Origin of the sequence: Asticcacaulis sp., assembly GCF_051956075.1 — a bacterium.
Classification (GTDB): Bacteria; Pseudomonadota; Alphaproteobacteria; order Caulobacterales; family Caulobacteraceae; genus Asticcacaulis.
Genome location: NZ_JBQCGA010000017.1, coordinates 1 through 11,263 on the forward strand (window position 1 = coordinate 1; position 11,263 = coordinate 11,263).

Consider the following 11,263-nt stretch of genomic DNA (forward strand, 5'->3'; position numbering starts at 1 on the left):
TAGTTCTTCGCGGTCGCGCCGCCCGTCTTCGCCAGCGTGATCGTGATCGCCGCCGTCAGCGTCGTCTTACCGTGGTCAACGTGACCAATCGTGCCGATGTTGCAGTGCGGCTTCGTGCGGTTGAATTTTTCCTTGGCCATAGGTTCAGGCTCCGTATCGCCCAATCGGGCTAAGGGTTGATATACTGAAATCTGGAGCGGGTAGTCGGGATCGAACCGGCATCCTCAGCTTGGAAGGCTGCTGCACTACCATTGTGCTATACCCGCCGAAGAGCCGCTGGTCGCCACAGGGGAAACAGGGCCGCTTCTTGAAGTCTGGTGATCTGCGCCCCGTCCGATCGAAAGCCCGTGATGATGAGTGATGGTGGGGGAAGCAGGACTCGAACCTGCGAAGCTTACGCAGCGGATTTACAGTCCGCCCCCTTTGCCGCTCGGGACATTCCCCCAAACACTCAACGATGTCTGACCGCCCATGAAGGACCGATCATCAGGCTTCGATCCGACGCCTTAAACTCGACCTTCAAAAAAAGGACAAGCCCCTAAGCGAAAAAAACTTCTGGAAAAATCGCCTTGGTCGTAAGGACCGCTTCGACTATTCCTTCGGCTTCTTTCAGGCCTCAAATCGGAGCGCGTCTTATAGTGTCCTCTTTTCGCGAACGCAACGACCCGAAGCGGCAATCCGGCAAAAACCGCGCACAAAAATTTTCAGGCGGCGGAAAACCCGCGCAGACTGCGGGCGCGTCTGTACAGGCGCGTCCACAAAAACAGCAAACGCATCAACGACATAAGGTCTCTGACGAAGGCTGGATATGGGGCGTTCACGCGGTCGAGGCCGCGCTGAAAAATCCGCGCCGTGAAGGTCCGATCCGGCTGTTTCTGAGCGAGGATCGCGCCAGTTCTCTGCCGCAGGCCTTGCTGAAACGCAGCGATCTTGGCGTCACCGTGCTGCCATCCGCCGATATCGCCCGCTTCCTGCCACAGGGCGCGGTGCATCAGGGCATGGCCATGAACGCGCCGGTTCCCGAGGGCGAATCGCTGGATGCGCTGCTGGAAATGGCGCCGCGCGACGGCGTATCGGTGTTTCTGATGCTGGATCAGGTCACCGATCCGCAGAATATCGGCGCCATCTTTCGCTCGGCGGCGGCCTTCGGCGTCAGCGGTCTGATCATGCAGGACCGTCATGCGCCGCCTCTGCAGGGCGTGCTGGTCAAGACCGCGGCGGGCGCGGCGGACAGGGTTGCCTTCGCGCGCGTCACCAACCTGTCGCGGGCGCTGGAGCGGCTCGGTGAAGACGGTTATGTCAGCATCGGTCTGGCGGGCGAAGGCGAATCGAACCTGCACGAACTGCTGGCGCAACAGGACTGGGGCGCAGGCCTGAAAAAGCTGGTTCTGGTGCTGGGCAGCGAAGGCGACGGTCTGCGCCGTCTGGTCGCCGAGCACTGCGACCATCTGGCGCGCATACCCATGCCGGGCGGCTTCGAGAGCCTGAATGTCAGCCATGCGGCGTCGATTGCGTTGTATGAGGCCTGCGCGCGCCGTCCTTCCGAAGGTTGACAGCGCCTTCTACGCCTTTAACTGTAAAGACAGGTCCAACCCTACGAGGACGCCGTGCAATTTGATCTGTCATGGCTAAGCGTGCCGACGTTTCTCAGCCCCTTTGTCTCGCAGCATCTGTTCGATCAGGGGCTCGCCTTCTTGCAGGTGGTGTTCATCGACATCGTCATGGCGGGCGATAACGCCGTCGCGGTGGGGCTGGCGGCGGCGGGCCTTGCCCCGGACAAACGGCGCAAGGCGATTCTGTTCGGCCTGATCGGCGCGGTCGTCACGCGCATCGGCTTCGTGCTGATCACGGTGCAGTTGTTTCAGATCATAGGCCTGTTGCTGGCGGGCGGCCTTTTGCTGTTGTGGGTGTGCTGGAAGATGTGGCGCGACCTTCGCCAGGGCGAAGACCACCCAGACGCCCCCGCCAAACCCGCCAAGACGCTGGGCGCGGCCATCCTTCAGATTCTAATCGCCGACATTTCGATGTCGCTCGACAATGTGCTGGCCGTGACCGGGGCCGCTGAGGATCATGTCTGGGTGCTGGTGTTCGGCCTGTTGTTCTCCATCGCCATGATGGGGATCGCCGCCAACGCCATTGCCGCCATGCTGCACCGCTTCCGCTGGATAGGCTATGTCGGCCTGATCGTTGTGCTGTGCGTGGCGCTGCGCATGATCTGGGAAGGCGGCCATCAGGTCTGGGACGCTTCCGGCTGCGACGCCAGCCTTAAATGCCTGCCGACGCTTCAGCACAATCTGGCGGCGCGCGTTCAGGCCCTGTTTCAGCGCATTCTCGACCTCGTGCATATCTCTTGACGAAAATACCACGCCGCATCACTCTCGCGCCGGAATAACGGAGGGCCTTATGTCCGAACTGCACGACAAGCTCAAACAAAGCGGCGACCACCACCATAGCCACGGCATCGTCCACATGATGCTGGAAGGCGCGCTCATCGGCGGCGTGACCGCCCTCCTCGCGCACCTCGTCTCCAACGGCATGAGCCATGTCGTCGATAAGTGGCAGGACGGCCAGCACCACGCCATCAGCGCCGACGACCTCAAGGCCATTCTCGGCGATAAACTTGGCGCCATCGCCGAAAAGACCGGACTGTCAGCGGATGACGCTGCGGGGTATCTGGCGCAGCATCTGCCGGGGGCAGCGAAAAAGCACTTCGGCGGATAAGAACAGGCAGATGCTGCTTTTGCGCTAACGCTTCGCTCCTTGAGCGCGGGCCAGGCGCCGCAAAAAAGCATTTCGGTGGGTAAACCTAAAAACGGCGACTTTAACAGCCGCCGTTTCTGTTACAATCCCTTCGGCGACGGACCGTATTTATTAGGCCCCTGCGTGCCGTCGAGAAACCCGCACTCGATCAGTTGCCACAGCCAGCCGATCACCGGGATCAGCACGATCAGCACCCACCAGCCCGACTTGTCGCGGTCGTGCCAACGCTTGACGATCACGGCCAGCTTCATCCAGACGGCGATCAGCGCCAGCGCGTCGAACACCGGGCTACGCGCGAACCACAGCCATTCGTCGGACATATAGCCGCCGCCGACCCAGCCGCCGTGATGAACGTGCAGCACATGGCCGAACTGCCAGAACAGGCCGCCATAGACCACCGACAAGGCCAGAAAGAACAGCCACAGGTGCAAACGGCGCACCCGCCCCTGAAACGAAAACAGAAACGACATCAACGACATGACCAAGCTCCGGGTCTGGTTTCTATATCAACCATATTACGCTCACCCCAGCCTGCGACCCAGTGAATTCGCTGTAAGCTTTGGCGTCAGTCGATTGATTGCAGATTAATGCGCGTTCCGTAAAAGGTCATGATGTGAACCAGATCGCGTTTGCGTGTCTGCGCCTGCCAGAAGCTGATCAGGTACGAGGCATAGACGATGACCAGCAGCCCGACGGGAAGTCCCAGCAGATCACGAATCGGAGGTTCAAGCAGGTTTACCTTCAAGGCCGCGTAGGCCAGCCCCACGAGGACGACGAGCGCGGCGCCACCCAGCCACCACAAAAAGGCAGGCGATTTTAGCGTCACACGCACATGTGTCGCCTCATCTCGCGGTTCGAAGACACCGTAAAAAAAGAAGTCCGGCGAACGAGAGCTGCGATCCTGTCGGCTCAACACGACGAAACCGGCGTCATCGACCTCGCCCGACATGGGCGCATAGGTCAGGGTTTCATAGCCGCGTCCGCCCTTGAGGAAGTCTCTAAGGGATTTCGCGACGTCTGGAAGCGGGCGCGGTATTTCAAACTCGAAAGTCTCAGCAGGCCAAATCTTCATATATCCCCCCCTTGTTATGAACTACGCCTCGCCGCCGAACCTCTCAGCCCATTCGGCGATCTGCGTGTCCTCGATCTTGCGGAACAGCACCTCGCCGGAGGCGACCCCTTGCCCCGGCGCCAGCCGGTTCAGTTCGGCGCGACCGTCTGCGCTCGGCCAGCCCAGCGGCAGTTCGGCGCCGACGCATTCGGCGATGCGCGAGGCGGTGAACGGGATCAGCGGCTGCGCCAGCGCCGCATACAGCCGCACCAGGTTAAGGCCGTGGCGCACAATCACGCCCGCGCGCGCCACATCGCTCTTGAAGGCCGTCCATGGCGCGGCTTCCTGGAGATACTCGTTGCCCAGCACCCAGATGCGACGCACGGCCTGCGCGGCCTTGCGCATCTCCATTGCCTCGAAGGCCTCCGTCGCCTCGGTCAGCAGAGCCGACAGGTCGGCATAGAGCTTGTCTTCAAGCGGACCGGCCTCGCCGCCTTCGGGGACGCGGCCCTCGAATTTCGATTCGGTGAACTTGACGATGCGGTTGACGAAATTGCCCAGAACGTCAGCCAGATCCTTATTGATCGTCGCCTGAAACTGCTCCCAGGTGAAGGACGAGTCCGAGCTTTCCGGCGAATTGGCGATCAGATACCAGCGCCAGTAATCCGCAGGCAGAAGCTCAAGCGCCTGATCCATGAAGACGCCGCGGTTCATCGAGGTCGAGAACTTGCCGCCGTACCAGTTCAGCCAGTTGAACGCCTTGAGAGTATCAACCATCTTCCACGGCTCACCGGAGCCCAGAATCGTCGCCGGGAAGCTGACCGTGTGGAAGGCGACATTGTCCTTGCCCATAAATTCGACATAGCGGACATCCTCCGCGCCCGAATCGAGCCGCCACCAGCGCTTCCAGCCATCGGGATCGCCAGACGCATCGAACAGTTCGCGCGTCGCGGCGATATATTCGATCGGCGCATCGAACCAGACGTAGAAGACCTTGTTTTCAAAGCCCGGACGCGGCTGACCATCCTTCGCCACCGGCACGCCCCATTTCAGGTCGCGCGTAATCCCCCGGTCGATCAACCCTTCATCGAGATGCTTGTTGGCGATCGACAGGGCCAGAGCTGGCCAGTCATGATGCGACGCGATCCAATCGCGCAAACGCCCCTCGACCTTGGTTTGCAACAAATAGAGATGCTTGGTGTCGCGCACTTCGAGATTGCGCGAACCCGACACCGCCGAATAGGGATTGATCAGATCGGTCGGGTCCAGAAGCCGCCCGCAATTATCGCACTGGTCGCCGCGCGCCTTGTCGTAGCCGCAGTGCGGGCACGTGCCCTCGACATAGCGGTCCGGCAAAAACCGCCCATCGTCGATGGAATAGACCATCTTGTCGGTGCGCTCCTCGATCAGACCGTTGCGGTCCAGCGCGTCGCAGAAGGCTTGCGTCAGTTCGCGGTTCTGAGGCGAAGACGAACGCCCGAACCAGTCATAGGACAGGCCGAACGCCTCCCCCGCCTTCTTCTGAATCTCATGCTGCTCGTCGCAATAGGTGCGCACATCCTGCCCGGCCTTGGCGGCGGCCAGTTCAGCGGGGGTGCCGTGTTCGTCGGTGGCGCAGATATAAAGCACATCTGCGCCCCGCGCGCGCTGAAACCGCGCATAGACATCGGCGGGCAGCATCGACCCGGCCAGATTGCCGAGATGCTTGATGCCGTTGATGTAGGGCAGCGCGGAGGTGATCAGAATGCGGGACATGAAGTTTTCGGCTCTCTAATGGGGAGATGGCGGTGGTCATAAACCAATTTTCGCCAGGCGGGCCACAATTTCGTTATACTGAGGGCAAAAAACAATGGCCGGGGATATGGACAAGCCGCAGACGCATCGGCATAAGGAGCGCCTTCGCAAGCGAAGGGCCGGTTTAGCTCAGTTGGTAGAGCAGTTGTTTTGTAAACATCAGGTCGCGGGTTCGAATCCTGCAACCGGCACCAATAATCTTCAATAAAATCAGTGTCTTAAACAGTAATTCCCGGACCGTGCCGTGTGCCATCCGTGGTATTCGCTAGGAAAACCGCATGGTGTGCCAGTTTTTGGCACCCCCAGTGCCACGGCGCAATCTCTTACATTTCAACGATCACAGAACATACGCCTGCAACCACGCAGTGTTTGGCACAGGGTGCCATCCCGGCTAAGTACCGCGCTGACTTCACCAACACGGTTGCCGCCGTGTGGACCCCGCAAGCCGTCGCTACGGCGGAAGTGCAATCGGTCTCGACGCAAGTCGTCGACCAGCCGCACAAGCAGGGTACGCTGATGATCTCGCGGATGATGGTCAGCACTGACTCGCTGCGCACGAAGTGCGCGGTGGAGTTGCTGAAAGCGTAACAAAAAAAGCCCTCCCGTGCCTGAAAATAAATCAAGTACGGGAGAGCTTGTAGTTATTCCGATGCTACATAAGAGCTTTCTTCAAAAGGTTCAGCAGCCGTCCTAACGCAGCTTTTCCTTTACAGATCGCCTCACTGAGCATAGTGTCAACTAAGTGGTTGACAGGTTCTAAGCCTATCCTCCGCTCAGGGCTCACTAAGACCCCATCTTTGTCTGCACGGAGGGCTAACCTTCCGGGCACAGGGTAGATGTGTCTATGCCCTTTGTAATAGTCGGTATTGATGTCAGTCATGGTGGATTCCTCCTTTCATGACCGTGTTCGCTCCTGTGTTATGTCGGTAGTGCGGATGACACAGGAGCGAGCCATCCCGACAACGATACAGTCGCAAATCGACTGCTCCTCCCACGTAGTTTGAAAAATGTCCAATCCTCCGCAAGTCGGAACGCTATCCATGCGCCTATTCGCGACAGTGCGCAAGCATGTTTTAAACGTATTTAATGCGAATTTCCACAGTATTGCCTATCCGGTTCGTGTAGAGCGGCAAAAAACTGCCGCGTTCTTCAAAATAACTCTTTCACATTCCACTTGATTTTAGTGTCGGCATTTTTTCGACGGTAGCGAATATACTAATAGCTCATTTGCACAAAGAGCAAATCCTAAACAATCGGGAACATCCCAAGGCGCAACCGATCTTAGTCACCACCCTTAGCGGAGAGTTAATAGAAAACGCTCTCGGTCGATAAACTCGACACGGGTGATCAACGTCAAACCAACGAGGACTTCACCCATGCCCACCACGCCTTTCACTGAGCTTGAGGCCGTGAACGAGATGCTGATGAGCATCGGTCAGGCCCCCGTCAACTCCCTGACGACTGCTGTCGGGGACGTCAACATCGCCCACGCCATCCTTGGCGTCGAGACCCGCTACGTGGTTCTCTTCGGGTTCACCTTCAACACCGACGAAGCGGTACGGCCACCTCGTCGCCTCCGACTTCCTCGACTGTGTCAATGTGCTGGACGCGCCCGATGGCTTTTAGCCTACCCATGCAACGTCGCATTAGATGCAATGAACCATTAGAGTGATTTGCGGATTAGATGCGACGATGCAGATTATCGTGCCGACTGGCACACCAGTGGTTCAATAAACCATTGATAACATTGAGAAGAATCCTGCAACCGGCACCATTGCCTTTCCGCCTCGGTCTGTGGATATCTGGAAAATCCTTTAGTTCCATGATATTATAGCCGGGAATTGTCCAGATACATCCACGGCTGTCTGCGGTTATCCGGGTACAAACCGGGGTACAATTCGGGGTATCGGCTGAAACCCCGGAAGGCGATACCCCAATTATGACGCTCAGAGCCCCCGCAATCCGTTCTGCGCAAACGAAAAGCAAGCCCTACACGCTCTACGATGAGAAGGGTTTATCCCTTCTGGTGGCGACATCTGGCAACAACTTTGACAACAAAGCTACAGTTATCTGGGGCGCGAAAAGACGATGACGCTGGCGAAGACCGGCTGTCATTTATGGCGGATTTCGATGCGCCGGGCTTTGCATCGGGGTGTTCGGGTTTAGCCGTCAGTTCATCGCCGAGGTAGAGGTGGTGGCGGGGTTTCATGGCGTAAGCCGCAGCAAAGGACTAACTTAATACTGCCACCTCTCCGGCAAATGGCAAACTACGCAATTCTACGCTACAGCTTCTTTTTCTACGATTTCAGGCCCGCTTGCAGCGCGGCTCGCCAACATCAGGGGGGCGCATAATGGCCAGGCTTTTCTTTGGCATGAACCAGTCGCTCGACGGCTATGTCGACCATGATCGGATGACGCCGCCCAGCCCCAAACTGTTTCGCCATTTTGTCGAACAGACCGACCGCCTTGCCGGTAGCCTTTATGGCCGCCATCTCTACGGCCTGATGCGCTATTGGGACCAGGATCAACCCGGCTGGGATGCGGACCACCACGCCTTTGCCGTGGCATGGCGCAAGGCGCCCAAGTGGGTCGTGTCCAGCACACTGAGGCACGTCGGGCCAAACGCCACGATCCTCGGCCCCGACCTCGAGGCTGAGGTGCGCCGACTCAAGGCTGAGATAAATGGCGAGATCGAAATCGGCGGCCCCAGGCTTGCGCAATGCCTTACCGAACTGGGGTTAGTCGATGAGTATCGCATCTACCTGCACCCGGAAGTCCTCGGCCACGGCGCCCCCTTCTTCTCCGCTGCACGACCGCCCTTGCGTCTGGCCAGCACTGAGCAAATTGATGATCAGGTGATCCGGCTTAGCTACATCCCCTGATATCCGGTTTCGTTGGCTGGGGCGGCGTGATCGCCACGATTGGCTCGCGCCTTAATAAGGGTATCAACACGCAGAATGCTTAAATCCCTTTTTTATACAGCGCATTGAAAGCTCTACAGGCCTCTTAAAGCAAAACATTACAAATAATTTAACTTGCGACCCTCTCCAGAACAGGTTTTAGTCGGACAATTAAAGCTGCGTACATACCAGCCGGCGCCCGCGGCGTCATCAGGGATAAAATAACATTCAAGCCGATCTATCCTGGTCAACGCAATGCGCTGATCATTTAAGCGGATCCCGGAATGATACCGCTACCAAAGTACAGCGGGCAGTCGCTCTGTCCAGCTCAGAAAAGCAAAAGATAACAGGGAGACCTTAGATGAAAACGACATGGGTATATGGTCTGGCAGGCGTCTTGGCTGGACTTGCCAGTTTGTCGCCCATGGCGGCAGGCGCACAAACCACCGCCGACAAAGCCGCCGTAGCCGAGAGCGTCATTCCGCAGTTTCCAATCACGGTGCGCATCGATGCGGGTAAAACCGCCCGCGCCGTCAGCCCCTACGAATACGGCATGTTCGTCGAGCCCATAGGCCGCGCCGTGGACCGCTCCTTGTGGGCGCAGATGCTCGACGACCGCAAATTCTACTTCCCCGTCCTGCCCGAAGGTCAGGATGCGCCACCCGCACGGCCGTCGCGCACCGGCCCCGACAAGCACTGGCGGCCGGTAGGCCCCGCCGACGCTGTGGTCATGGACGCGAAGGACGCCTATGTCGGCGATCACAGCCCGCGCATCGCCCTGACCGCAAGCGAGCCGCACGGCGTCTCGCAATCGGGCCTCAGCATAGTGGCGGGCAAGGCCTATGACGGCCGCGTCGTCGTGGCGATTCCGGCGGGCGCGCAAGGTCAGGTCGCGCTGGTCTGGGGCGATGGCCCGAACGACCGGCAGGTTGTGAAACTGCCCGCAACCGGCGGCGTGTGGAAGACGGTGAATTTCAGCTTCAAACCCGCCGCCAGCAGCGACAAGGCGCGGCTGGAGATCACCGCCACCGGTTCCGGCGATCTGCGCATCGGGGCGGCGTCGCTGATGCCCGCCGATAATCTGCACGGCTGGCGCGCCGACGCGGTGGCGGCCCTGAAGACGCTGAAATCGGGCATGTGGCGGCTGCCGGGCGGCAATTACCTGTCCGACTGGGACTGGCACGACGCCATCGGCCCGCAGGACAAGCGCCCGCCCATGTTCGACCACGCCTGGGACGCGATGCAGACCAACGATATCGGCATGGACGAGTGGATGGAGCTGTGCCGCCTGATCGGCACCATGCCCTATGTCACGGTCAATGCGGGCCTGGGCGACGCCAATTCCGCCGCCGAGGAGGTCGAATATCTCAACGGCCCGGCCAGCTCCTACTGGGGCGGACTGCGCGCGAAAAACGGCCATCCGGCTCCCTATGGCATAAAGTACTGGGACATCGGCAACGAGCCCTATGGCGATTGGCAGATCGGCAAGACGACGCTGCAATACTATGCCTACAAGCATATTGACTTTGCCCGCCGCATGAAGAAGGCCGATCCGTCGATCACGCTTCTGGCCTCCGGGGCCATGCCGGACCAGCGCAAATGGCCCGGCGTCGAGAAGGAAAATTCCAACCTGCAAAGCATATTGCCGAAATTCGGCACTGAGCTGGACTGGACCGGCGGGCTTTTGGCCAAGGCGTCGGATTATTTCAGCGGTATCACCGAGCACTGGTACGACACGGCGGAGAAGCGTCCCGACGCGCCGCCCGACGATGAGTTGATCGAGTTCGCGCGCCAGCCGTCCAACAATGTGCTGATGAAGGCGAAGGAGTGGGACATTTACCGCTCCAAATATCCGGTGATCGACAAGAAGGACATGTTCCTGTCGATCGACGAATATGCCTACTTTCCCTCACCGCCCGACCTGAAGACCGCTCTGGCCTATTCGATGGTGTTGCAGGAAATGCTGCGCCACACCGACGCCATCCGCATGTCGGCCTTCACCATGGGGCCGGCGACGCTCGATCAGACGGCGGACGCCTCGACGCTTAACGTCACGGGTCTGGTGTTCAAGCTGTATGGCGAGCATTTCGGCGCGGGCGTCACGCCGGTCTCGGTGACGGGCGACACCCCCTGGCCCGATCCGAAATATCCGGTCGGGCTCGATCATCCGCAGGTGGTGGCCGGCAGTTCGACCTGGCCGGTCGATGTCATCGCCGCGCTCAGTCCCGACAGGAAGAAGCTGATCATCGGCGCGGTCAACGCCACCTATGAGCCGCGCGATCTGGCGCTGAACCTCGGCAAGCTGGCCGTGGCCACAAAAGGAACCTCCTGGCGCCTGGCGGGCGCATCGCCCAACGCCGCCAATCTCGACGCCGTCAATAAGGCGGGCCAGCCGCCAGCCGTGACCATTCAGTCCGACGCCGCCGCGCTGACAGACGGTCGGCTAAGCGTGCCTGCGGCCACGACCATGATCTACGAATTTGACATTACAGGCGGCCTTTAGAGCCGTCTCAACCGGGAGACATCCGTGAAATTTCAGCCTCTTCTTGGCGGCCTCCTGACCGCCGCCCTGGCCTTAGCCGCTCCCATGGTTCAGGCACAGGTTCAGACCGTCGTGCCGCCCGTGGTTCAGGGCGCCAGGCCCGTGATCGTGCAGAATATCGTCGTCCACTCCAAGGCGCTGGAGGGCAATCTCGAAGGCGAATCGCCCGACCGCAAGGTCATCGTCTATCTGCCGCCCGACTACGACAAGAACCCG

Annotated in this window: 11 protein-coding genes, 3 tRNA genes and 1 pseudogene; 9 read left to right on the top strand and 6 right to left on the bottom strand. The window is 59.4% G+C overall.

Annotated features, from left to right (window positions below; all coding sequences use genetic code 11):
- From ACTHLA_RS05205 to ACTHLA_RS05215, 3 genes are all read right to left on the bottom strand, one after another.
- The coding region (locus ACTHLA_RS05205) for a GTP-binding protein (protein WP_440186027.1) at positions 1-140 on the bottom strand (140 nt) is incomplete at its 3' end.
- Positions 141-192: 52 nt separating this feature from the next.
- A tRNA-Gly gene (locus ACTHLA_RS05210) sits at positions 193-266 on the bottom strand.
- Between the two features lie 95 nt (positions 267-361).
- Positions 362-445, bottom strand: a tRNA-Tyr gene (locus ACTHLA_RS05215).
- Between the two features lie 193 nt (positions 446-638).
- On the opposite strand from ACTHLA_RS05215, the gene rlmB reads away from it, so the two are divergent.
- From rlmB to ACTHLA_RS05230, 3 genes are all read left to right on the top strand, one after another.
- The gene (gene rlmB, locus ACTHLA_RS05220; RefSeq protein ID WP_440186028.1) at positions 639-1,553 is read left to right on the top strand and encodes a 23S rRNA (guanosine(2251)-2'-O)-methyltransferase RlmB; all 915 of its coding nucleotides are present in this window, start codon (positions 639-641) and stop codon (positions 1,551-1,553) included.
- Between the two features lie 117 nt (positions 1,554-1,670).
- Positions 1,671-2,354: a YjbE family putative metal transport protein gene (locus ACTHLA_RS05225; RefSeq protein ID WP_440186036.1), complete on the top strand. Its 684-nt coding sequence runs from the start codon at positions 1,671-1,673 to the stop codon at positions 2,352-2,354.
- Positions 2,355-2,388: 34 nt separating this feature from the next.
- The gene (locus ACTHLA_RS05230; RefSeq protein WP_440186037.1) at positions 2,389-2,721 is read left to right on the top strand and encodes a YidB family protein; all 333 of its coding nucleotides are present in this window, start codon (positions 2,389-2,391) and stop codon (positions 2,719-2,721) included.
- Between the two features lie 119 nt (positions 2,722-2,840).
- On the opposite strand, the gene ACTHLA_RS05235 is transcribed toward ACTHLA_RS05230, so the two are convergent.
- From ACTHLA_RS05235 to metG, 3 genes are all read right to left on the bottom strand, one after another.
- A complete protein-coding gene (locus ACTHLA_RS05235) occupies positions 2,841-3,239 on the bottom strand; it encodes a DUF805 domain-containing protein (protein WP_440186029.1) in 399 nt (132 codons plus the stop codon).
- Positions 3,240-3,325: 86 nt separating this feature from the next.
- Complete coding sequence (locus tag ACTHLA_RS05240) at positions 3,326-3,832, bottom strand: hypothetical protein (protein WP_440186030.1); 507 nt, start codon at positions 3,830-3,832, stop codon at positions 3,326-3,328.
- 21 nt (positions 3,833-3,853) lie between these two features.
- Positions 3,854-5,566, bottom strand: a complete 1,713-nt coding sequence (metG, locus tag ACTHLA_RS05245) for a methionine--tRNA ligase (RefSeq protein WP_440186031.1) — start codon at positions 5,564-5,566, stop codon at positions 3,854-3,856.
- Between the two features lie 157 nt (positions 5,567-5,723).
- On the opposite strand from metG, the gene ACTHLA_RS05250 reads away from it, so the two are divergent.
- From ACTHLA_RS05250 to ACTHLA_RS05275, 6 genes and pseudogenes are all read left to right on the top strand, one after another.
- Positions 5,724-5,799: transfer RNA gene (locus ACTHLA_RS05250), tRNA-Thr, on the top strand.
- A gap of 175 nt (positions 5,800-5,974) precedes the next feature.
- Positions 5,975-6,193, top strand: coding sequence for a hypothetical protein (locus ACTHLA_RS05255; RefSeq protein ID WP_440186032.1), 219 nt, complete (start codon positions 5,975-5,977; stop codon positions 6,191-6,193).
- 788 nt (positions 6,194-6,981) lie between these two features.
- Positions 6,982-7,272, top strand: a complete 291-nt coding sequence (locus tag ACTHLA_RS05260; protein WP_440186033.1) for a hypothetical protein — start codon at positions 6,982-6,984, stop codon at positions 7,270-7,272.
- Positions 7,273-7,956: 684 nt separating this feature from the next.
- Positions 7,957-8,487 (top strand): dihydrofolate reductase family protein, encoded by a 531-nt coding sequence (locus ACTHLA_RS05265; protein ID WP_440186034.1) that lies wholly within the window; start codon positions 7,957-7,959, stop codon positions 8,485-8,487.
- Between the two features lie 379 nt (positions 8,488-8,866).
- Complete coding sequence (locus tag ACTHLA_RS05270) at positions 8,867-11,008, top strand: alpha-N-arabinofuranosidase (protein ID WP_440186035.1); 2,142 nt, start codon at positions 8,867-8,869, stop codon at positions 11,006-11,008.
- 24 nt (positions 11,009-11,032) lie between these two features.
- A pseudogene (locus ACTHLA_RS05275) lies at positions 11,033-11,263 on the top strand (esterase); the annotation flags it as partial.

Coding starts and splice junctions, on each gene's coding strand:
- ACTHLA_RS05235 (WP_440186029.1), bottom strand. CDS start 3,239: ATGTCGTTGATGTCGTTTCTGTTTTCGTTTCAGGGGCGGGTGCGCCGT.
- ACTHLA_RS05270 (WP_440186035.1), top strand. CDS start 8,867: ATGAAAACGACATGGGTATATGGTCTGGCAGGCGTCTTGGCTGGACTT.
- ACTHLA_RS05265 (WP_440186034.1), top strand. CDS start 7,957: ATGGCCAGGCTTTTCTTTGGCATGAACCAGTCGCTCGACGGCTATGTC.
- metG (WP_440186031.1), bottom strand. CDS start 5,566: ATGTCCCGCATTCTGATCACCTCCGCGCTGCCCTACATCAACGGCATC.
- ACTHLA_RS05260 (WP_440186033.1), top strand. CDS start 6,982: ATGCCCACCACGCCTTTCACTGAGCTTGAGGCCGTGAACGAGATGCTG.
- ACTHLA_RS05240 (WP_440186030.1), bottom strand. CDS start 3,832: ATGAAGATTTGGCCTGCTGAGACTTTCGAGTTTGAAATACCGCGCCCG.